Source organism: Simplicispira sedimenti, assembly GCF_022760965.1.
GTDB classification, from domain to species: Bacteria; Pseudomonadota; Gammaproteobacteria; order Burkholderiales; family Burkholderiaceae_C; genus Simplicispira; species Simplicispira sedimenti.
In genome coordinates, this window is record NZ_JAKVIJ010000010.1 from 12,549 (window position 1) to 33,316 (window position 20,768).

16 protein-coding genes, 1 tRNA gene and 1 pseudogene are annotated in these 20,768 nt (G+C 67.6%); 7 read left to right on the top strand and 11 right to left on the bottom strand.

Features of this window, described 5'->3' with window-relative positions; translation table 11 throughout:
- The first annotated feature begins 31 nt into the window (after nt 1-31).
- Nucleotides 32-1,996, top strand: a complete 1,965-nt coding sequence (locus tag MJ602_RS11705) for a dynamin family protein (protein WP_243020978.1) — start codon at nt 32-34, stop codon at nt 1,994-1,996.
- Complete coding sequence (gene mutY / locus MJ602_RS11710) at nt 1,993-3,042, top strand: A/G-specific adenine glycosylase (protein ID WP_243020979.1); 1,050 nt, start codon at nt 1,993-1,995, stop codon at nt 3,040-3,042. Before MJ602_RS11705 ends, mutY begins: the two co-directional genes overlap by 4 nt.
- A 5-nt stretch (nt 3,043-3,047) precedes the next feature.
- Here mutY and rapZ read toward each other — a convergent pair whose 3' ends face one another.
- Genes rapZ through MJ602_RS11725 form a run of 3 tightly spaced genes read right to left on the bottom strand, consistent with a single transcriptional unit; the run spans nt 3,048 to nt 6,483 of the window.
- Nucleotides 3,048-3,905, bottom strand: a complete 858-nt coding sequence (rapZ, locus tag MJ602_RS11715; protein ID WP_243020980.1) for an RNase adapter RapZ — start codon at nt 3,903-3,905, stop codon at nt 3,048-3,050.
- Nucleotides 3,906-3,919: 14 nt separating this feature from the next.
- Nucleotides 3,920-5,584 carry a DNA repair protein RecN gene (recN, locus tag MJ602_RS11720; RefSeq protein ID WP_243020981.1) on the bottom strand — a complete coding sequence of 555 codons (1,665 nt, stop codon included), beginning with the start codon at nt 5,582-5,584 and terminating at the stop codon, nt 3,920-3,922.
- Nucleotides 5,585-5,586: 2 nt separating this feature from the next.
- The gene (locus tag MJ602_RS11725) at nt 5,587-6,483 is read right to left on the bottom strand and encodes an NAD kinase (RefSeq protein ID WP_243020982.1); all 897 of its coding nucleotides are present in this window, start codon (nt 6,481-6,483) and stop codon (nt 5,587-5,589) included.
- A 28-nt stretch (nt 6,484-6,511) separates the two neighbouring features.
- Here MJ602_RS11725 and hrcA point away from each other — a divergent pair, with 28 nt between their 5' ends.
- A complete protein-coding gene (gene hrcA / locus MJ602_RS11730; RefSeq protein WP_243020983.1) occupies nt 6,512-7,516 on the top strand; it encodes a heat-inducible transcriptional repressor HrcA in 1,005 nt (334 codons plus the stop codon).
- Between the two features lie 75 nt (nt 7,517-7,591).
- A tRNA-Ile gene (locus tag MJ602_RS11735) sits at nt 7,592-7,670 on the top strand.
- A gap of 76 nt (nt 7,671-7,746) precedes the next feature.
- Here the strand turns inward: MJ602_RS11735 and dmeF are convergent.
- From dmeF to MJ602_RS11755, 4 genes and pseudogenes are all read right to left on the bottom strand, one after another.
- A pseudogene (gene dmeF / locus MJ602_RS11740) lies at nt 7,747-8,715 on the bottom strand (CDF family Co(II)/Ni(II) efflux transporter DmeF); the annotation flags it as partial.
- 3 nt (nt 8,716-8,718) lie between these two features.
- Nucleotides 8,719-8,997, bottom strand: a complete 279-nt coding sequence (locus MJ602_RS11745; protein WP_243020984.1) for a metal/formaldehyde-sensitive transcriptional repressor — start codon at nt 8,995-8,997, stop codon at nt 8,719-8,721.
- A gap of 90 nt (nt 8,998-9,087) precedes the next feature.
- Nucleotides 9,088-10,797 carry a single-stranded-DNA-specific exonuclease RecJ gene (gene recJ / locus MJ602_RS11750; protein ID WP_243020985.1) on the bottom strand — a complete coding sequence of 570 codons (1,710 nt, stop codon included), beginning with the start codon at nt 10,795-10,797 and terminating at the stop codon, nt 9,088-9,090.
- A complete protein-coding gene (locus MJ602_RS11755; protein ID WP_243020986.1) occupies nt 10,794-11,750 on the bottom strand; it encodes a phosphoglycerate mutase in 957 nt (318 codons plus the stop codon). Before MJ602_RS11755 ends, recJ begins: the two co-directional genes overlap by 4 nt.
- Nucleotides 11,751-11,786: 36 nt before the next feature.
- Here MJ602_RS11755 and MJ602_RS11760 point away from each other — a divergent pair, with 36 nt between their 5' ends.
- Nucleotides 11,787-13,043, top strand: coding sequence for a lipoprotein-releasing ABC transporter permease subunit (locus MJ602_RS11760; protein ID WP_243020987.1), 1,257 nt, complete (start codon nt 11,787-11,789; stop codon nt 13,041-13,043).
- Nucleotides 13,036-13,776 (top strand): lipoprotein-releasing ABC transporter ATP-binding protein LolD, encoded by a 741-nt coding sequence (lolD, locus tag MJ602_RS11765; RefSeq protein ID WP_423246706.1) that lies wholly within the window; start codon nt 13,036-13,038, stop codon nt 13,774-13,776. The genes MJ602_RS11760 and lolD overlap by 8 nt, the downstream gene beginning before the upstream one ends.
- A 33-nt stretch (nt 13,777-13,809) precedes the next feature.
- Here the strand turns inward: lolD and MJ602_RS11770 are convergent, their stop codons facing one another.
- The 4 genes from MJ602_RS11770 to MJ602_RS11785 form a co-directional block, all read right to left on the bottom strand.
- Nucleotides 13,810-15,465: an acetolactate synthase large subunit gene (locus MJ602_RS11770; RefSeq protein WP_243021080.1), complete on the bottom strand. Its 1,656-nt coding sequence runs from the start codon at nt 15,463-15,465 to the stop codon at nt 13,810-13,812.
- A 41-nt stretch (nt 15,466-15,506) separates the two neighbouring features.
- The gene (locus tag MJ602_RS11775; protein WP_243020989.1) at nt 15,507-16,388 is read right to left on the bottom strand and encodes a bile acid:sodium symporter family protein; all 882 of its coding nucleotides are present in this window, start codon (nt 16,386-16,388) and stop codon (nt 15,507-15,509) included.
- 45 nt (nt 16,389-16,433) lie between these two features.
- Nucleotides 16,434-17,882, bottom strand: coding sequence for a coniferyl aldehyde dehydrogenase (locus MJ602_RS11780; protein WP_243020990.1), 1,449 nt, complete (start codon nt 17,880-17,882; stop codon nt 16,434-16,436).
- A gap of 135 nt (nt 17,883-18,017) precedes the next feature.
- The gene (locus MJ602_RS11785) at nt 18,018-19,628 is read right to left on the bottom strand and encodes an FAD-dependent oxidoreductase (RefSeq protein WP_243020991.1); all 1,611 of its coding nucleotides are present in this window, start codon (nt 19,626-19,628) and stop codon (nt 18,018-18,020) included.
- Nucleotides 19,629-19,739: 111 nt separating this feature from the next.
- Between MJ602_RS11785 and MJ602_RS11790 the strand changes: the two genes are divergently transcribed.
- A complete protein-coding gene (locus MJ602_RS11790) occupies nt 19,740-20,747 on the top strand; it encodes an AraC family transcriptional regulator (RefSeq protein WP_243020992.1) in 1,008 nt (335 codons plus the stop codon).
- The last annotated feature ends 21 nt before the right edge of the window (nt 20,748-20,768 follow it).

A 20,768-nucleotide genomic window follows, 5' to 3' on the forward strand; every position in this document is an offset into this window, starting at 1 on the left:
GGCAGCCTATCCATAGACCATCGGGAGCAAAGTGGGACCCTCCTTCAACGAGCAGTTCGAGCAGCACGGCGTCTGGCGGCGCGAATTCGCCCGGCAACTCAAGCAGCTGGGCGAGTGGATGTCTGCGCACGATCTCATGGATGCCGCCGTCCAGGAGCGTTTGCAACGGCTCGAAGGGCAACTGCGGTCCGACCGCATCATGGTGGCCTTCGTGGCCGAGTTCTCGCGAGGCAAGTCCGAGCTGATCAACGCCATCTTCTTTGCCGACTACGGCAGGCGCATCATGCCGGCCAGTGCGGGGCGCACCACAATGTGCCCCACCGAGCTGGGCTACGACCCGCAGGTTCCTCATTGCCTGCGCCTTCTTCCCATTGAAACGCGCCTGCAGATGCAGGGGCTGGCCGAGTGGCGGCTCAAGCCCGAGCGTTGGGTCGAGGTGCCCTTGCAGGTAGGGGATGCCGATCAGATTTCGCGTGCGCTCGAAAAAGTGGCGCAGGTGCGCAAGGTCAGCGTGGACGATGCACGGGCCATGGGCTTCTGGCATGACGACATGCCCGATGACAACCCGTCGCTCGATGCGCAGGGCATGGTCGAGGTGCCTCTGTGGCGTCACGCCATCATCAACCTGCCCCATCCGTTGCTCAAGCAGGGCTTGGTCATTCTGGACACGCCGGGCCTCAACGCTGTGGGTGCCGAGCCTGAACTGACCGTCAACCTGATTCCCCAGGCCCATGCAGTGGTGTTCATTCTGGGTGCGGACACGGGCGTGACCCGCTCGGACCTGAGCATCTGGCGCGAGCATCTGGCAGCCGCATCGCAAGGGGCCGACGCGCGCCTGGTGGTGCTCAACAAGATCGACACCCTCTGGGACACGCTCAACTCGGCCCAGCAAATCCAGGACCAACTGGAGCGCCAGCGCCAGACCTCCGCCGAAATGTTGGGCGTGCGATTGGACCAGGTGCTGCCCGTCTCGGCCCAAAAGGGGCTGGTGGCCAAGATCCAGTGCGACGACGTCATGTTGGAGGCCAGCGGCCTGCCGGTACTGGAAGAGGCGCTCGGGCGCGGCATCATGGGCCAGCGCCAGGCCATTCTGCGTTCGGCCATCAGTGCAGGCATTGCCAGCCTGCGCACTGAAACTGCGCGGGTGCTCAACATCCGTCGGCGGGACTTGGACGAGCAGATGCTGGAACTGCGCAGCCTGCGCGGCAAGAATTCGTCCGTCATCCTGGCCATGCGCAACCGCATCGAGCAGGAACAGCGCGAGTTTGACCTGAGCACCACGCGTATCCATGCCGTGCGGGCCGTGCACATCAAGCTCTTGCGCGATGTGTTCCACAAGCTCGGCAGCAAGGCCCTCAAGGAGCAACTGGCGCCGCTGATGGCCAGCCTGCAGCAAAAGGGTCTCAAGCTGGGTGTGCGCAAGCAGTATGAAGAGGTTTTCCGTAAGTTGCAGGACACGCTCGATGGTGTGCAGTCCGCTGCCACGGAAATCCAGGCCATGTTGGAAGGCACGTTTCGTCAGCTCAATGCCGAGTTTGGCTTTTCGCTGCAGGTTCCTGCGGCGCCCCAGCTTCAGGAATTCGGTAACGAAATTGCGCGCATCGAGCAAGGACACCTGCAGTACCTGGGCATGGGCAATACGCTCAAACTGTTGCAGCCGGAATTTGCCGAACGGCTGGGGCGCGCGCTGTCCATCCGCTTGCGCTCGGTGTACGAATCGGTGGCCAACGACCTGGAACTGTGGAGCAAGTCCGCCACGGCCCAGCTTGATGCCCAACTGCGTGAGCGCAAGCGCAGCTTTGCGCGCCGCATCGAGGCGGTGGACCGCATCCAGCAGGCCGCTACCGGCCTGGAAGAGCGCATCACCGAGATCGAGGAAGGCGAGGCCGAACTGCAGCGGCTGGACGACCATCTGCTGCAGCTGACCGAGCAGCTCATGGCCCTGGCCGAAGATCCGGCCGAGGTCGAGCACCACGATATCTTTGCCCCAGCATGAGTGGCGCCCTCCCGCCAGTGGCACCCCTGGTGGTGTGCTGGCAGGCCGAACATGGCCGCTCCAGCCTGCCCTGGCAGTGCACCCGTGATCCTTATCGCGTTTGGCTCTCCGAAATCATGCTGCAGCAGACGCAGGTGGCTACGGTGCTGGACTACTACGCACGTTTCCTGGCGCAGTTTCCTGATGTGCATGCGCTGGCAGCGGCGCCGCCGGACGATGTGTTGGCCTTGTGGAGCGGGCTGGGCTACTACAGCCGTGCCCGCAATCTGCACCGTTGTGCGCAGCAGGTGGTGCAGGTGCACGGAGGCCGTTTTCCCGCCACGGTGGCAGAACTGTCGGCCCTGCCAGGCATAGGTCGCTCTACCGCAGGCGCGATTGCCGCATTCTGTTTTGGCCAGCGGGCTCCCATTCTGGACGCCAACGTGCGCCGTGTTCTGACTCGCCTGTTGGGCTTTGATGGCGACTTGGCGCAGGCGGCGCAGGAGCGCGCACTCTGGCAGCATGCCCAGGACTTGCTGCCGACCCAGCAGTTGGATGAATCCATGCCGCGCTACACCCAGGGAATGATGGATCTGGGGGCCATGGTGTGCTTGCCCCGCCAGCCCCGGTGTGAGGCGTGCCCCTTGCAGGCGCACTGTGTGGCTCGGGCCAAAGGCACCCCCGAGCAGTACCCGGTGCGCACACGCAAGCTGGTGCGCAAGGCCCAGGCATGGTGGTTGCTGCAATTGCAGGATGCCCAGGGCCAGGTGTGGCTGGAGCGCCGTCCTGAACGCGGTATCTGGGCGGGCTTGTACAGCCTGCCGGTGTTCGAGGAGCGCGAAGCGCTGATGGCCTGGCTGGAAGGTGCGCAGGCCCAGTTGCAGCAGGAACACCCTTCCATGCTGCATGTACTGACCCACCGTGACCTGTACCTGCACCGCGTGGTGGCCACGGTGGCGCAGCCGCCTGCCATGCCTGTGCCTGGCGGTTGGTACGCCTTGGCAGAGACAGCCGCGCTGGGGCTGGCCGCACCGGTGCGCAAACTGCTGCAGTCGGGCGCAGCGTAGCGGGCTTAGCGGCCGTCCAGCTCGCGGTGGCGGCGCAGCGTGGGCCACTGGCTGGCAAAGCGCGCGGCCAGTCGCTCCACCAGATAAACCGAACGGTGCTGGCCACCCGTGCAACCAATGGCCACGGTCACATAGCTGCGGTGGTTGCGTGCCATGGCGGGCAGCCAGTGTTCCAGGAAGGCGGCAATGTGCTGCTCCATCACGTCCACTTCGGGTTGCTGCTTCAGAAAATCGGCCACCGGCGCATCCAGCCCGGTGAGATCGCGCAGATCGTTTTCGTAGTGCGGGTTGGGCAACATGCGCACGTCGAACACGTAGTCGGCATCCACAGGTACGCCGTGCTTGAAGGCGAAAGACTGGAACACCAGCGACAGCCCGCCTTTGTCGGTGCCGATCAAGTCCTTGATGTAGGCCTGCAATTGCGATCCGCGCAGGTTGCTGGTGTCGATGACCTGGGCCTGTTCGCGCAATTCGGCCAGCAGCTCGCGTTCCAGCTCGATGACCTGCACCAGCGCCAGCCGCCCGTCGTCCTGCCTGCCGCCAGACAGTGGATGGCGGCGGCGCGTTTCCGAAAAGCGCCGGACCAGCGTGCCGGTGGTGGCATCGAGAAAAATCGAGTGCACGGCGCAACCCTGGCGGCGCAGTTCCTGCAGCTTGGAGGGCACCAGCGGCAAGGAGGTGGCGCTGCGCACATCCATGGCAATGGCCAGCCGGTTGCCGTGGTGCGTGTGTTCCAGCGCCACAAACGACAGCAGTAGCTCGGGCGGCAGGTTGTCCACGCAGTAGTAGCCCGCGTCTTCCAGCGCGCGCAGCGCAATGGATTTGCCCGAGCCCGACATGCCGGTGATGAGCACGATTTCCATGGTGGGGTGTTCTTTCAGGCCTGCTTGCGGCGGGGTGCCGTGGTGTCCAGCATTTCGCGGGCGTGGGCCAGGGAGCGGGCGGTGGGCTTGTCGCCACCCAGCATGCGGGCAATTTCCGCGACCCGATCGTCGTCCTCGACCGCGGCCACAGCGCTGGTGGTGGGCTCGCCACGCCGCTTGGTCACCACCAGGTGGTGGTGTGCGCTGGCAGCCACCTGTGGCAGATGGGTGACCGCCAGCACCTGCCGGTCCTGCCCGATCTGGCGCATCAAGCGGCCTACGCTGGCGGCCACGGCACCGCCCACGCCCGCGTCCACCTCGTCGAAGATCAGCGTGTCTGCGCTGCCCAAGGTGCTGGTGGCCACGGCTATGGCCAGCGAGATGCGCGAGAGCTCACCGCCCGAGGCGATCTTGCCAATGGGCCGGGGGGTGGCGCCAGGATGGCCTGCCACCAGAAAGTCGATGTCGTCCAGCCCATGGGCTGCGGGTTCGGCGGCTTGGCATACCTGCACCACAAACTGGCCGCCTGCCATGCCCAGCTCTTGCATGGCTGCGGTGATTTCTGCCGACAGCCGGGGGGCTGCCTTGCTGCGCTGGCGCGACAGCGCCTGGGCTGCTGCCTGGTAGGCCTTGGCATGCTGCTGCACGGCCTGCTCCAGCGTGGCCAGGTCGCTGGCGGCGTCCAGTTGTTGCAGGGCCTGTTCCCAGGATTGGCGCAGCGCGGGCAGTTCTTCTGCGGGGCGTTTGTGGCGGCGTGCCAGCGCCAGCCATTGGGCCACGCGGGCGTCCAGCTGCGCGAGCCGGTCGGGGTCGAGCTCGGTGTGGTCCAGGTAGCTATGCAGACCGTGCAAAGCGTCGTCCGTCAGCGCCAGGGCCGAAGCCAGTGTGCCAGCCAGCTCCTTGAACGCAGGCTCCAGGTGCTCCTGGCGTTGCAGGGTGTCCAGTGCCCGCGACAGCCCTGCGCGTGCACCACCATCTTCCGCATCGAGCAGGTTCACGGCGGACTGGGCAGATTCCAGCAGCGACTGGGCGTGCGTGAGCCGGGTGTGCTGGGCATTCAGGCTGTCCCACTCGCCTTCGGCGGGCGAGAGCTTGTCCATTTCGGACAGTTGCCATTGCAGCCGTTCGCGCTCTTGCTGCAACTGGTCCTGGGCACTGCGGGCCTGCGCGCAGGCCCGCAGTGCCTCGCGCCAGCGCGCCCAGCAGACCGTCACTTCGTGCGGCGACGCGCCCGCGTAGGCATCCAGCAGGTCACGCACCGCGTCGGCACGGGTCAAGCTCTGCCAGGCGTGCTGGCCGTGGATGTCGATCAGCCGCTCACCCAGGTGGCGCAACTGCGCGGCGGTAGCGGGCAGGCCGTTGATCCAGGCGCGGCTCTTGCCGGTGGCGTCGATGGTGCGTCGCAGCAGCAACTCCGGCTGGGCATCGAACCCGGATTCTTCCAGCCAGGGCGTGAGGGGCTCTGCACCGTCGAACTCGGCGCACAGGTCGGCGCGCTGTGCGCCTTCGCGCACCACTGCCGCATCGGAGCGCCCACCCAGGATGAGTTGCAAGGCCTCGATGAGGATGGACTTGCCCGCGCCCGTTTCGCCGGTCAGTGCAGTGAAGCCCTCATGCAGATCCAGCTCCAGCGTCTGGACGATCACGAAATCACGCAAAACGATGCGTTTGAGCGCCATGCTCAGGATCCTCCTTCATTCCAGCGCAGCTTCTTGCGCAAGGTGTCGAAGTAATTCCACCCCCGAGGGTGCAAGAAGCGCACGCTGAATTCCGAGCGGCGCACGATGATGCGGTCGCCATGCAGCAGGGATGCCAGCGACTGCATGTCAAAGTTGGCGCTGGCATCGCGCCCGCTGACCAGTTCGATGGCCACCTCGGCCACGTCGGCCAGCACAATGGGCCGGTTGGACAGCGTGTGCGGCGCAATCGGCACCAGCACCCAGCCTGGAATGGAGGGGTGCAGCATGGGCCCGCCCGCCGACAGTGCATACGCCGTGGACCCCGTAGGCGAGGCCACGATCAGGCCGTCGGCACGCTGGTTGGCCACGAAATGGCCATCCACCTCCACGCGCACCTCCACCATGCCCGATGTGGCGCCCCGGTTGAGCACCACATCGTTCATGGCCAATGCGTCGAACACCACACGCCCCTCGCGCTGCACCTGGGCATGCATCAGAGGGCGGTGGTCTTCCTCGTACTCGCCGCGCAGCATGGGCGTGAGCGTGGCGCGGTAGTTCTCCAGCGGAATGTCGGTGACGAACCCCAACCGCCCCTGGTTGATGCCGATGAGCGGCGTGCCAAAGCGTGCAAGCTGGCGCCCGATGCTGAGCATGGTGCCGTCGCCCCCCACCACCAGGCCCAGGTCGCACTGCTTGCCGATGGCTTCGACGTCCAGCGTGTCGCACTGCGTCAGACCCGAGGTGGCGGCGGTTTGCGCCTCCAGCGCCACCTCGCAGCCTTGGGCGTGCAGGAAGTGGGCAATGTCGTCCAGCACCTTGCGGGCACCGCAGGCGGCCGTGCTGGCGGCAGGGTATTGGTACTTGCCTACCAAGGCCACATGGCGAAAGTGGAGTTTCATGCCGAAATTACATCATTAAAATCGTGACATGCTCGATGACCGTGCCAAGTTGTTGCTCAAGACGCTGGTGGAGCGTTATATCGACGAGGGCCAACCCGTGGGCTCGCGAACGCTGTCGCGGGCCTCGGGCCTGGACCTGTCGCCCGCCACCATCCGCAATGTGATGGCCGATCTGGAGGAGCTGGGCCTCATCGTCAGCCCGCACACCTCCGCCGGACGCATCCCCACCGCCAAGGGTTACCGTCTGTTCGTGGACACCATGCTCACCGTGCAGCGCGAGCACATCACCTCGCCGCAACTCGCGCCCGAGCCCCCGCAAAAAGTCATTGCCAACGCCGCGCAGATGCTTTCCAACCTGTCGCAGTTTGTTGGCGTGGTCATGGCGCCGCGGCGTACCTCGGTGTTTCGGCAGATCGAATTCCTGCGGCTGTCGCAGCAACGCTACCTGGTCATCATCGTGTCCCCCGACGGCGATGTGCAGAACCGCGTCATCGTTTCGGAAACCGACTTCACCCAGTCGCAACTGACCGAGGCGGCCAACTACCTCAACGCCCACTACGCGGGCATGGCCATCGAAATGGTGCGCGAGCGCCTGCGCACCGAGGTTGAGTCGCTCCAGGGCGAAATCGCCGCCCTGATGCGGGCGGCCGTCAATGTCAGCTCAGAGGCGTTGCATGAAGCGCAGGAAGAGGTGGTCTTTGCAGGTGAAAGCAAACTGCTCGCCGTCAGCGAATTCTCGCGCGACATGGGCAACCTGCGCCGTGCCTTCGAGCTGTTCGAGCAAAAGACCCAGATCCTGCGCCTGCTCGACGTCTCCAGCCAGGCCCAGGGCGTGCGCATCTTCATCGGGGGCGAGAGCCAGGTCGTACCGTTCGAAGACCTCTCGGTCGTCAGCGCCCCGTACGAGGTCGATGGCCAGGTGGTTGGCACCCTGGGCGTGATCGGCCCCACGCGCATGCCGTACGACAAGATGATCCAGATCGTGGACATCACCTCCCGCATGGTTTCCAACGCCCTGAGCCACCAGCGCTGAGCCGTGCGGTGCGGCGGGTAGAATCCACGCCTGTTTTTCCGCGCCGCACCGGGCCTGCTCCGGGGCGGACGCTGGGGGCCTCTAGCTCATGCTTGGTTAGAGCAGCGGACTCATAATCCGTTGGTGCGGGGTTCGACTCCCCGGGGGCCTACCAAACACCCGCAAGCACTGGCATGGTTGGGGCGCGATTTTCTGGCGCCTCCTGCGTGCTTGAGTGGCCCATCTGCCGTGCATATGTGGATTTCAATGGTGGCATGCACGATCTCTTCATGCACCGACAGGCGCTGGCGCAGCGTATCCGGGGTGAGTGTGCGGTCGTGGGTCACCACCGTCAGGGCGCAGGCATAGGCCTGCTGGCCTACGCGCCAGACGTGCAAGTCGGTGACCCGGATGTCGCCGTCCTGGGGGCTGGTTTCCACCACCTCCCGGATTTCAGCGACCACGGGGTGGTCCATCTCGCGGTCCAGCAGTACCTTGGCGGTGTCGGCCAGCAGCCCCTTGGCCCAGACGGCGACCAGCACGGCGCCCACGATGCCCATGACTGGGTCCATCCACTGCCAGCCCAGCATCCAGCCGCCCAGCAGTGCCGCAATGGCCAGCACCGAGGTCGCCGCGTCGGCCAGCACGTGCAGGTAGGCAGATTTCAGGTTTAGGTCGTGGTGTGCGTGGTGGTGCGCGCCGTGATCGTGCGCGCCGTGGTCGTGACTGTGGTCATGGCCGTGTGCATGTCCGTGCCCGTGGTGGTGTGCCTTGCCCAGGATCAGCGCGCACACCACGTTGACCGTCAGTCCGAGAATGGCCACCACGATGGCTTCCTGGTACTGGATGGTCTGTGGGGAGAATATGCGTTCGACCGAGCCGACCACCATCATCAGCGCCACACCGAGCAGGAAGGTGGCGCTGGCAAAACCGCCCAGGATTTCGATTTTCCAAGTGCCAAAGGCAAAGCGCGGATCGTTGGCATAGCGGCGCGCGGCGGCATAGGCCAGGGCGGACAAGCCAATGGCGAAAGCGTGGGAGCTCATGTGCCAGCCGTCGGCCAGCAAGGCCATCGAATTGAACCACCAGCCCGCCGTGATTTCCACCACCATGGCCACGACGGTGATGGCCACAACCACCCGCGTGCCGCGCTCTGCGGCTGCGTTGCCGGTGTCGAAGCGGTGATCGTGCTGCCAGGGGGAGAGATGGTCAGTGTGCATGGTTCATTTGAGGTAGGAGCGCAGCACCTCGATCAGCTCGTCGGCGCCCTGAGTGCGTTCGGCGGCGCTGGTGATCGCGGGGTCTGCGATGTGCGCGCGCACGTGTTCTTCCAGCACCACGGTCATCAGGCCGCTGGTGGCGCCGCGCACGGCGGCGATCTGGTGCAGGATTTCGGCGCAGCCCTTTCCAGCTTCGAGCGCGCGCTCCAGGGCCTGTACCTGGCCCTGGATGCGGCGTACGCGGGCCAGCAGCTTGGCTTTGTCACGGATGGTGTGGCTCATGGCGTGGCATTCTATATGGTATAGGTGGGTAGGGTATGTTTTGCAATGTTCTGCCGATGGTGCGCAGGCAGTCGCTGGTATGGGCTGGCCCTATTCCTGCGCGCCTTCCACCACAAACTGCACCTTGCGCTCGCCGCGCCATTCGTTGACGTCCAGGCGCCAGGCGAGCAGGGCGCGTGCGGGCAGGGGCTCGGTGCGGCCGAACCAGATGCCGTCCACCGGCTCGCCCCGGTGGCGCAGTTTGAGCGAGAGGTGGCGTTCGCCCACCAGGCGTTGGCTGAGGATGTCCACTTCCTCGCTGAACACGGGCGGCGCAAAGCCCTGGCCCCAGACCTCGCGCTGCAGTGTGTCGGCCAGGTCGGCGCGGCGCCACTCGGGGGCCAGGGGGCCGTCGGTCTCCAGGCGGCGTGTGAGGGTGGCGGCGTCCAGCCATTCGCGGGCGACCTGGGCCAGGGCCTGCTCGAAGTCGGCAAAGCGCTCGGCGGGCACGGTGCAGCCCGCGGCCATGGCGTGGCCGCCAAAGCGCAGCAGCACGCCAGGGTGGCGCTTGGCCACCAGGTCCAGCGCGTCGCGCAAATGAAAGCCCGCAATGGAGCGGCCCGAGCCCTTGAGCTCGTGTTCCTTGCCCGGTGCACCGCTGGCGGCAAAGACGAAGGTGGGGCGGTGCAGTTTGTCCTTGATGCGTGAGGCGACGATGCCGACCACGCCTTCGTGAAAGTCCGGGTCGAACACGCTGACGGCGGGCGGTGGCTCGTCCTGCGCGCCAAACAGATCTTCGGCCAGCAGCAGGGCCTGCTCGCGCATGCCGCCCTCGATCTCGCGGCGTTCGCGGTTGATGGCGTCGAGCTGCTGCGCCAGGTGGTCGGCGTGCGCGGCGTCGTCGGTCAGCAGGCATTCGATGCCCAGCGTCATGTCGGCCAGGCGCCCGGCGGCGTTGATGCGCGGACCCAGCGCAAAGCCGAAGTCGAAGGTGGTGGCCAGCGGGGCCTGGCGCCCAGCCACGCGCAACAGCGCGGCAATGCCCGGCGGCATCTGGCCCGCGCGGATGCGCTTGAGGCCCTGCGCCACCAGGCGGCGGTTGTTGGCGTCGAGCCGCACCACATCGGCCACGGTGCCCAGGGCGACCAGGGGCAGCAGGGGCTCCAGGCGCGGCTGCTGGGCGGCGTCGAACACGCCGCGCTGGCGCAGTTCGGCGCGCAGTTGCATGAGCACGTAGAACATCACGCCCACCCCGGCGATGGATTTGCTCGGGAACGTGCAGCCCGGCTGGTTGGGGTTGACGATGGCGTTGGCCTGCGGCAGTTCGGCGCCGGGCAGGTGGTGGTCGGTGACCAGCACCGCCAGGCCCAGCGCCTTGGCCTGGGCCACGCCCTCGCAGCTGGCGATGCCGTTGTCCACGGTGATGAGCAGGTCGGCGCCGCGTTCCTTCACGCGCCGGGCGATAGGCGGGGTGAGGCCGTAGCCGTCCACCACGCGGTCGGGCACCAGGTAGTCCACATGCCGCGCGCCCAGCAGGCGCAGGCCGCGCACGGCCACGGCGCAGGCGGTGGCACCGTCGCAGTCGTAGTCGGCCACGATGCACAGGCGCTGGTCGCTGGCGATGGCGTCGGCCAGCAACTGGGCCGCCTGCTGCACGCCTTGCAGGCCGCTGGGCGGCAGCAGGCGGGACAGGCTGTCGTCCAGCTCGTCGCTGGTGTGCACGCCGCGTGCAGCGTACAGACGCGCCAGCAGCGGGTGCAGGCCGGCCTGCTCCAGCGCCCAGGCGGCGCGGGGCGGAATGTCTCTTGCTATTATTTTCATAGCTGCTCGCACACGTCAGCAAAGCGCTGTGGCCGGAAAATACTCATAATTTTTTGCACCAGGCTGCGCGGCACCTGCTGCCAGGTGAGTGCGCCGCGCTCGCCACACAGCGTCAGCCGCACGCCGTGGCCTTGCGTCGCTTGCTGGTGCAGGGCGGCCAGGGCCGTGGCGTCCAGCGTTTGCCAGGCCTGCGCCCAGGCGGGCCAGTCGCCACGCAGGGCGGCGTCCTGCAGGCGGGCATCGACCTGGGGCACCGTGGCGGTGGAGGGGGGCGGTGTGTCCAGGCGGCCCGCGCCATGCACCCAGAAGGCGTTGACCGGCGGCAGGCCCTGGGCTTCGCGGGCGTCGTTCCAGGGGTGGGTGTAGAGCAGCATCTGCATCTCGCTGTGCAGGCGGCGCATCGGGTGGGCCTTGTGCTCGCCCGGCAGCCAGTGCGACACATCGCGGTGCAGCACGCGCTCGACCGAGGCGGTGGCCAGGTCGGCCAGCGTGTCGCCCTGGGCCAGCCAGCGTGTGGGGCGGTCGTAGTGCAGGGTGACGCCGTCCTGCGCGAACCAGGGCGCCAGCACCTCCAGCAGCGCGCGCGAGGCCGCCTCGTCCAGGCGCAGCGCGGCCGGGTCGGACAGCGTGACGTGGTCGGTGCGTACCTGCCAGTGGCAGGGCGTGACAAAAGCCCAGGCGCTGTGCAGGGCGTCCTGCGTGCGCCCGCGCTGGTGCAGCTCCCAGGCGGCCCAGGGCGTGCGCCCGTCGCCATCGGGCAGGCCCAGGGCGCGGGCCTGCGCGCGCTCGTGCGGGGCGCTCAGGGCGTCGTCGGGGCTTTGGGTGTTGTCCTGAAGTGTCAGGCGCTGGAGCAGCGCGTCCAGGTGCGGCAGGCGCAGGTTCTGCAAGGCCTGGCGGCAGGCGTCGCTGGGGTGGGCGGCGTAGGGAATGATGAGGTGCGGGGTGTCCGGCATGCCGGGTATTTTGCGGGATGCCACAATCGCGCTCTCATGCAGATCCCCTACGAACTGGCCCTGGGCTGGCGCTACACGCGCGCGGGCCGCGCCACGCGGCGCAATGGCTTTATTTCTTTCATCTCGGGCGTGTCCATGCTGGGCATCGCGCTCGGGGTGGCGGCGCTCATCATCGTGCTGTCGGTGATGAACGGTTTTCAGAAAGAAGTGCGCGACCGCATGCTCAGCGTGGTCTCGCACATCGAGATTTTTGCGCCCGGCGGCGCGGCCATGCCCGATGTGCAGCGCACGTTGACGGAGGCACGCCAGCACCCGCAGGTGGTGGGCGCGGCGCCGTTTGTCTCGGCGCAGGCACTGCTGGCGCGCGGCGAGGACATGAAGGGTGCGCTGGTGCGCGGCATCGACCCGGCGCGCGAGCCCGAGGTCACCGACCTGGTGGCGGGCAGCCAGGGCGAGGCGCTGGCGCAACTGGTGCCGGGCGAGTTCCGCGTGGTGCTGGGCGGCGAGCTGGCGCGCATGCTGGGCGTGCGCCGGGGCGATGTGGTCACGCTGATCGCGCCCACCGGCCAGGTCACGCCCGCGGGCGTGGTGCCGCGCATCAAGCAGATGCTGGTGGCGGGCACCTTCGATTCGGGCCACTACGAATACGACTCCACCCTGGTGCTGCTGCACCACGAGGACGCGCAGCGCATCTTCCGCCTTGAAGGGCCCACGGGCATCCGCCTGAAGCTGCGCAACCTGCACGAGGCGCGCAGCGTGGCGCTGGACCTGGCGGGCAGCCTGAGCGGCGATCTGCGCATCCGCGACTGGACGCAGCAGAACCGCACCTGGTTCGCCGCTGTGCAGCTGGAAAAACGCATGATGTTCATCATCCTCACGCTGATCGTGGCCGTGGCGGCGTTCAACCTGGTGTCCACGCTGGTGATGACGGTGCAGGACAAGCGTGCCGACATCGCCATCCTGCGCACCCTGGGCGCGAGCCCGCGCAGCATCATGGGCATCTTCGTGGTGCAGGGCGCGATGGTGGGCGTCATCGGTACGCTGGCCGGGCTGCTGCTGGGCCTCTCCATCGCCTTCAACATCGACGTGATCGTGCCCGCCATCGAGCAAATGCTGAGCGCCAGCTTTTTGCCCAAGGACATCTACCTCATCAGCCGCATGCCCAGCGACCCGCAGCCTGCCGACATCGTGCCGGTGGGCGTGATCTCGCTGGTGCTGGCCTTCGTGGCCACGCTGTACCCGAGCTGGCGCGCCAGCCGCGTCAACCCTGCCGAGGCTCTTCGCTATGAATAATGTAGCTGGCAGCGCTTATCCAGCAAGCGCTGGAGGCCAAAATGGCTTCAAAAACCAAGTCGTGCTGCAGGCCCGGGGCCTGACCAAGCGCTTCACCGAGGGGCGGCTTGACGTGACCGTGCTGCAGGGCGTGGACCTGGAAGTGCGCGCGGGCGAGACGCTGGCCATCGTCGGCGCCTCGGGCTCGGGCAAGAGCACGCTCTTGCACCTGCTGGGCGCGCTGGACGCGCCCACCTCGGGCAGCGTGCACCTGCATGGGCAGAACCTGGCGCAACTGTCGGCGGCGCAGCAGGGTGATTTGCGCAACCAACACCTGGGTTTTGTCTATCAGTTCCACCACCTGCTGCCCGAGTTCAGCGCGCTGGACAACGTGGCCATGCCGCTGCGCATCCGGCGCCTGCCTTACGAGGAATGCTCGCGCCGCGCGGAGCAGATGCTGGCCCAGGTGGGCCTGGCCGGGCGTGTGCAGCACCGCCCGGCCGAGCTGTCGGGCGGCGAGCGCCAGCGCGTGGCCATCGCCCGTGCCCTGGTCACCCAGCCGGCCTGCGTGCTGGCCGACGAGCCCACGGGCAACCTGGACCGCGCCACGGCAGAGAGCGTGTTCCAGCTCATGCTGCAACTGGCGCGGGAGCAGGGCACGGCGTTCGTCATGGTGACGCACGACGAGCAGCTTGCCGCGCGGTGCGACCGGGTGCTCAGGCTGGTGGCGGGGCGCCTGGACCTGGCGCAGTAGCGCGATCGCAGGCGCAATTCGCCGTCCGCCTGCTCAGGGCGCAATCTTGCGTTTGAGCACCCGCGCCACCGGCTGCGGCAGGCTGGGCAGCGAGCGCAGCAGCCAGGGCAGCACCTTGCGCTTGGCGCCGGACAGCGACTCGGGCACCACGGCCTCGATGAGGTGGGGGCCGGGGTGTGCCAGCGCGTACTCCAGCGCCTTGCAAAAGCCCTCCGCTGCATCGGTGCGCACCGCGTGCACGCCCATGCCCTGGGCGAGCTGGGCGAAGTTCAGCACCGGGCCCTTCAGGTCGAGCTGCGACTTGGCCTTGGGGCCAGGCTCTTCGGCGCCCACGCGTTCCAGCTCCACGTTCAGCACCGAGTACGACGCGTTGTTGAAGATGATGGCCGTCACGTTGAGCCCCTCGCGGGCCATGGTCCACAGCGCCTGGATGGTGTACATGGCCGTACCGTCGCCAATCAGCGCAATCACCGGGCGTTGCGGGCAGGCAATGGCCGCGCCCACGGCGCCCGGCAGGCCCTGGCCGATGGCGCCGCCCGTGAGGGTGATGAGGTCGTGGCGCGGGCCGCCAGCGGTCATCACATTGAGCATGAGGCCGGAGGTGATGGCCTCGTCGATCAGGATGGCGTTCTCGGGCAGCAGGTGGCCCACGGCCTTGCACACCTTGGGGGCCGTGAGCGCGCCACGCGGGCGGTCGGGGCGATGCGGGGCCTGCAGTGCAGGCTGGGCCTGCGCTGCGCCCAGGGCCTGCACCAGCTTGTCCAGGCTGGCGCGCGCATCCTGTGCGGGGGTGGAGAGCTCGTGCACGGCGCAGGTGTCGGGCACCAGGTAGCTCTTCTTGCCGGGGTAGGCAAAGAAGGACACGGGCGCCTTGGCGTCCACCAGGATCAGGTGCTCGATGGGCGCGAGCTGCACGCCCGCCATTTCCGCGAGGTAGGCAATGCGCTCCACGGCGGGCAGGCCCGCGCCGCGCTCCAGCCGGTTGGGGAAGACTTCGGCCAGCAGCTGCGCGCCGCAGTGCGCGGCAATGCGCGCGGCGGCCAGCAGGCTGGGCTCGCGCAGCGCCTGCCCGCCCAGCAGCAGCGCGGTCTTTTTGCCCGAGCGCACGACCTGGGCGATACGCTCCACCGTGGCATCGTCGGCCGCCGGGGGCGTGGTGGCGGGTGGCGGGGGGCAGGGCACGCCGCCTTCGCCCCAGGACACGTCGGCGGGCAGAATCAGTGTGGCCACCTGGCCCGGCAGGCCGCGTGCGGCGGTGATGGCGTCCGTCGCGTCCTGGCACAGCGCCGCCGTGCTTTGCGAGGTGCGCACAAAGCCCGGCGATACGTTGCGCGCCACGGTTTCGATGTCGCTTTGCAGTTGCGCGTCGTACTGCGTGTGGGTGGTGGCATGGTCGCCCACGATGTTGACCACAGGAACCTTGCCCTTGCGCGCGTTGTGCAGGTTGGCCAGGCCGTTGCCCAGGCCGCAGCCCAGGTGCAAGAGTGTGGCGGCGGGCTTGTCGGCCATGCGGGCGTAGCCGTCGGCAGCGCCCGTGGCCACGCCTTCAAACAGGGCCAGCACGGCGCGCATCTTCGGTTCGCTGTCCAGCGCGGCCACAAAGTGCATTTCGCTGGTGCCGGGGTTGGTGAAGCAGACCTCGATGCCGGCATCGACCAGGGTTTTCATCAGCGCCTGGGCGCCATTCATGGGGGGGGTGGTCATGGGAACAACTCCTGCAAATCAATCAATCAATGGGCGGGCGCGGCCACCGGGGGCAGCAGGCGCCGCATGGCCAGGGCAAACAGCAGGCCACCGGCGTACATCAGCACGCCATAGAGCGCACCGGGAATGGCCATGGCGTCGTCCTTGAGTACGGTGCTGGCAATCACCAGCGCCAGCGCGGCGTTCTGCACCGCCGTTTCAATGCCCAGCGTGACCGACTGGCTGCGCGAAAGCCGCACGGCACGCGCCACGGCAAAGCCCACGGCCAGCATGCTGAGGTTCAGCAGCAGCGCAAACGGCGCCAGGGTGCTGAAGTTGTCGCGCAGCAAGGCCCAGTTCTTGAGCACCGCCAACACCACGATGAGCACGAACAGCACTGTGGCAATGCGGGTGGCGCGCGGCTCGAAGGCCCGCGCCCAGGCGCCCCAGCGGTGGCGTGCCCACATGCCGGCGCTCACCGGCAGGCCCAGCACCATGGCCACCTGGCCCATCATCAGGCCCACGGGCACATCGACCGCCCGGGCCGCGCCCAGGTAGTGGCCCAGCGCCCAGGTCACCACCAGCGGCAGGGTGAAGATGGTGGCCACGCTGGCCACGGCGGTAAAGCTCAGCGCCAGGGCCACGTCGCCGCGGGCCAGGTAGGTGAGCAGGTTGGAGGTGCTGCCCGTGGGGCAGGCCGCCAGCACCATGAAGCCCACGGCAAACACGCCGGTCATGCCCCAGGCGCTGAGCAACAGAAAGCAGGCCAGCGGCAGCAGCACAAAGTGGCACACCACCCCCACCAGCAGCGCGCGTGGCTGGGTGAAGATGCGCCGGAAGTCGTCCACGGTCAGCCCCAGGCCGAGGGAAAACATGATGAATGCCAGGATGAGCGGCAGCAGCACGCCTGAGATCAAATCGCCTTGCACGGTGTGTCTCCTTGGGTGTTCTTGTCTTGTGGTTGCAGGCGTGCCTCAGCGGTTGCGCCAGAGCATGACGTTCAGCAGCTTGCTCGCCAGACCGGCATAGGGCGGCTGCAGAAAGTCCACCGTGCGCAGCGGCCCCTGCCGGAACACCGGGCGCAGCTTGGAAAACGTGAGGAAACCCTCGCGCCCGTGGTAGTGGCCCATGCCGCTGTGGCCCACGCCGCCAAAGGGCAGGCTGTGCTGGCCCGCGTGCAGCAGCGTGTCGTTGAGCGTGACGCCGCCCGAGAGCGTTTGGCGCAGGTAATAGTCCTGCAGGCCGTGCTCGTGGCTGAACAGGTACAGCGCCAGGGGATGGGGGCGGTCGTTGATGTACTGCACCACCTCTTCTTTGTGGCGGTAGGTGCGGATGGGCAGCAGCGGGCCAAAAATCTCGCGCTGCATGACCTGCATTCCGTCGTGCACGTTCAACAGTGCGATGGGCGCCATGATGCGCCGTGCCGCATCGCCCGTCTGGCCGGGGGCCAGCGGCACGGCCTGCGCGCCTTGTTGCACGGCGTCGGCCAGCATGGTCTGCAGGCGGTCGTACTGGCGCTGGTCGATGATGGCGGTGTAGTCGCCGCCCAGCAGATCTGGGTAGCGCTGCGCGACGATGCGCTGCGCCTGCGTGACGAAGGCCTGCTCCTGGCCTTCGGGCAGGAACAGGTAATCTACGTTGGTGCAAATCTGCCCGGCGTTGAGCATCTTGACCCACAGGATGCGCTCGGCCGCCTTTTCCAGCGGGTAGTCGGGCGCGACGATGGCGGGGGACTTGCCGCCCAGCTCCAGCGTCACCGGCGTCAGGTTGGCGGCGCAGTTGGCCATGACGGCCTTGCCTGTTTGCGGCGAGCCGGTGAAGAACAGGTGGTTGAACGGCAACTGCGTGAACAGCGGGCCGATGCTCTGGCCGTCGTCCCCTGCGTCCTGGAACAGGCTCACCTTGTCGGCAGCAAAGTAGCGCGGCAGCAGGCTTTGCAGCAGCCGGGCCAGGTGGGCCGAGTTTTCCGACATCTTGACCATCACGCGGTTGCCCGCGGCCAGCGCGCCGATCATGGGCTGCACTGTCATGGCGATCGGAAAGTTCCACGGCACGACGATGCCGACCACACCCAGCGGCTGTGGCACGACGTAGGCGCTGGCCAGTGGGTACTGGGTAACGTCGAGCGCGCGCCTTTGCTTCTTCATCCAGTGCGGCACATGCCGGATGGCGTCCAGCGCCGCTTCCTGGCCTTGCAACAGCTCGGTCATCAGGGTCTCGAAGCGGCTGCGGCAGCCAAAGTCCTGGTTGACGGCGGCGACCAGGGCCTCGCGGTTTTCCAGCAGCAGCCGGTGCAGCGCGCGCAGGTCCTGGCGGCGCTCCTGCAGGCTGGGGTTGCGTGCCTGCTGGAAGGCGGCGCGCTGCTCGGTAAAGCAGTCGCGCAGGGTTTGCGGGATGTGCTCGGGCAAGGGGGCGTGGATCATTGCGGGACTTTCGGTGCGGTGTGAGGGTGGCCAATGCAGCGGGTACTGTCGGTGGTGATTGCTACTGTTTTGATAGCTTATAGCGCTTAATGTGTAAGCGTTGCAGCCTGTTTTTGCTCAAAAATTCCAGGTGCATCAACCGGCAGTGATATGCCGCGCCGCCGCACGCGCCGTGAGGATGCAGCCGGGCAGGAAGGTGCCTTCCAGCGAGCGTTTGCCGCTGGCCCCGCCGCCGCCAAAGCCCGCGGCCTCGCCCACGCAGTACAGGCCGCTGATGGGGGAGCCCGCGCCATCGAGCACGCGGCTGTGCAGGTCGGTGCGCAGCCCGCCCAGGCTCTTGCGCGTGATGAGCTGCATCTGGATGGCGATGAACGGCCTGGCGCCCTGCATCTGCAGTGGCGCGGGCTGGCAGGTGCGCAGCTTGTCCGGCCCCCACTGGCGTGCGTGCAGGATGCGGCGGATCTGGTCGTCGTTGTGCAGCTTGGCGCCTGCCGCAAAGTTGGCGTCAAAGGCGTCGGCCGTGGCCTGCAGCACTTGCGGATTCACGTCGTGCGAGGCGGTCAGCGCGTTCATCTTGGCGGCCAGGCCGGCCAGCGTGTCGTCCACCAGGAAGTGGCGGCTCTCGGCGGCCATTTGCTTGACCAGCCGGTGGTTGCCCAGCAGCGTCTCCTTGAGGAACAGCGGGAACTGCATGTCTCGGATGCGCTGGTTGTGCTCGGCGCCCGAAATGGCGAATTCCTTGGCGGCGATGCGCCAGTTCAGCAAATGCCAGGTCCAGGGTTTCTCTTGCGCGGCCACGCGCTGGCACAGCCAGTGCGTGTCAAAGCCGGTGACCAGCGGCTCGGGGCCGATGCGCTCGCCCCGGTGGTTGAGCCACAGCGCCGATTTGCAGGGAATGGTCGAGAGGCCGTGCCCCTCGAAGTGCGGAAACGGGTGCGGAAAGCCTGCCGCGTAGTTCCACATCTCGCCCGCGTGTGTGATCTGTGCGCCCAAGGTGTCTGCAGCGGCGTGGTGCAGCGCACCGTCGGCAAAGGGGTGGGCGCCGTTGAGCATGGTGGTGGGCAGGGGGCGGTGCCGGGGCCAGTTGCGCCGGGTCTCGGCGTGGCTGCCATTGATGCCGCCCATGGCCAGCACCACCACCGGGGCTTGCAGGCGCACTTCGGTGCCCGTGGCCTCGCTCACCGCCACGGCGCCCGCAATGCGCCCGCCCGCATGGTCGAGCTGGGATACGCGGTGGCCGTGCAGCACCGTCAGGCGGCCACCGCTGTCGGCAGCGCGCATCTGCGCGACCATGCGCCGCGTGAGTTCGCGCGAGGTGCCCCACACGATGTGGTAGCGCGGCACGCTGTTGCCGTCGCCGTGCATGCCGCGCTCCACCCAGTTCACGGCGGGCATGAACTTCACGCCTTCGCCAATGAGCCAGTCGTACACCTGGCTGCGCGAGTGCTCCACGTAGTAGCGCGCCCACTGCTGGGGGTAGGTGTCGTCGGGGGCGATCTCGCCAAAGCGCAGCCAGTCGGCCAGGGCGCGTTCGGGCGTGTCGGGAATCTTCATGCGGGCCTGCAGCGGCGTGCCCACCAGGGCCATGCCGCCAAAAGCCCACAGGGCCAGCCCGCCCAGGCGCTCGGGCGTGTCGCGATCCACCAGCGTCACGCGCTGGCCTTGGCGCAGCGCCTCCAGGGCGGTGACGATGCCGGCCAGGCCGCCGCCGATGACCAGGATGTCGGAAGAATGGGTGTGTGCCATGCGGGCGTGTCTCCGGTGCGGGCGCTGTGCTTCGCCCTGTTCTGCTTTGCTGTTGTGCCCAAAAGATAGCGGCTTATGATGCGGCAAGATTGACTTTGAAGGACAGTCGAATTGACTTTGCAGGCCACGGTCTCGATGAGCTGGGTCAACACGGTGCTCGCAGCGGCGCAGCGCCAGGGGGTGGAGCGCGCCCAGGTGCTGGCGGTGGCGGGCATTGCGCCCGAGGAACTGCAGGCCGAGCGCTGGCCCATTGACCACATCACGCGGCTGTGGCGCGCGGCCGCGCAGTGCACGCAGGACGCCAGCTTTGGCTTGCGCGCCGGGGCGGTGGTGGGCCCGGCGAGCTTCAATGTGGTGAGCTTTCTGCTGCAGTCGGCCCCCAGCCTGCGCGCGGCCATTGCCCTGGTGCAACAGTACCAGCGCCTGATTTCGGACGGCGGCCGGTTTCAGACGATTGCGGGCGAGTCCGCCAGCTGGGTGGTGTACCACCCGCGCCAGGGGGCGCTGGCCTTCAGCCCGCACCAGATCGAGGCGGTGCTGGCGGCGGTGGTGGCGTTTGCGCGCTGGGTCACGGCGCAGCCGGTGGTCCCCCAGCGTGTGCAGTTCAGTCAGGCACAGATCGGGCCGCTGGTGGTGTACCGCGAGGTGTTCGCCTGCCCGGTGGAGTTCGAGCAGGCCTTCAGCGGCGTGCTGCTGGACAACGCGGTGCTGGACGCCCCCTTGCCGCAGGCCGATGCACAACTGGCGCAGATGCACCACCAATACGCCCAGGCGCGCTTGCAGGCCCTGTCCAGCGCCGAGCCCTTGGCGCCCCAGTTGCGCGCCTGGATCGTGCGTCGGCTGCCCTTGGGCCTGCCCACGCGGGTACAGGCGGCGCAGGCCCTGGGTCTGAGCGAGCGCACGCTGGCGCGGCGCATGCAGGCGCAGGGCCTGAGCTTTTCGGCCCTGCTGGACGAGGCCCGGCGCGACGCCGCCCTGCATGCGGTGGCGCACACCGACAGGGCGCTGGGCGACATTGGCCAATCCTTGGGTTTTGCCGAGCCCAGCACCTTCTGGCGGGCGTTCCGGCGCTGGACGGGCGGCACACCGCAGGCGTGGCGCAGCCAGGCCCAGGCCTGATGTGTGCTATCAAAACAATAG

Bases quoted from the DNA above. Each gene is read 5' to 3' on its own strand.
- mutY (WP_243020979.1), top strand. From the start codon at position 1,993: ATGAGTGGCGCCCTCCCGCCAGTGGCACCCCTGGTGGTGTGCTGGCAG.
- rapZ (WP_243020980.1), bottom strand. From the start codon at position 3,905: ATGGAAATCGTGCTCATCACCGGCATGTCGGGCTCGGGCAAATCCATT.
- recN (WP_243020981.1), bottom strand. From the start codon at position 5,584: ATGGCGCTCAAACGCATCGTTTTGCGTGATTTCGTGATCGTCCAGACG.
- MJ602_RS11725 (WP_243020982.1), bottom strand. From the start codon at position 6,483: ATGAAACTCCACTTTCGCCATGTGGCCTTGGTAGGCAAGTACCAATAC.
- hrcA (WP_243020983.1), top strand. From the start codon at position 6,512: ATGCTCGATGACCGTGCCAAGTTGTTGCTCAAGACGCTGGTGGAGCGT.
- MJ602_RS11745 (WP_243020984.1), bottom strand. From the start codon at position 8,997: ATGAGCCACACCATCCGTGACAAAGCCAAGCTGCTGGCCCGCGTACGC.
- recJ (WP_243020985.1), bottom strand. From the start codon at position 10,797: ATGAAAATAATAGCAAGAGACATTCCGCCCCGCGCCGCCTGGGCGCTG.
- MJ602_RS11755 (WP_243020986.1), bottom strand. From the start codon at position 11,750: ATGCCGGACACCCCGCACCTCATCATTCCCTACGCCGCCCACCCCAGC.
- MJ602_RS11760 (WP_243020987.1), top strand. From the start codon at position 11,787: ATGCAGATCCCCTACGAACTGGCCCTGGGCTGGCGCTACACGCGCGCG.
- lolD (WP_423246706.1), top strand. From the start codon at position 13,036: ATGAATAATGTAGCTGGCAGCGCTTATCCAGCAAGCGCTGGAGGCCAA.
- MJ602_RS11770 (WP_243021080.1), bottom strand. From the start codon at position 15,465: ATGAATGGCGCCCAGGCGCTGATGAAAACCCTGGTCGATGCCGGCATC.
- MJ602_RS11780 (WP_243020990.1), bottom strand. From the start codon at position 17,882: ATGATCCACGCCCCCTTGCCCGAGCACATCCCGCAAACCCTGCGCGAC.
- MJ602_RS11785 (WP_243020991.1), bottom strand. From the start codon at position 19,628: ATGGCACACACCCATTCTTCCGACATCCTGGTCATCGGCGGCGGCCTG.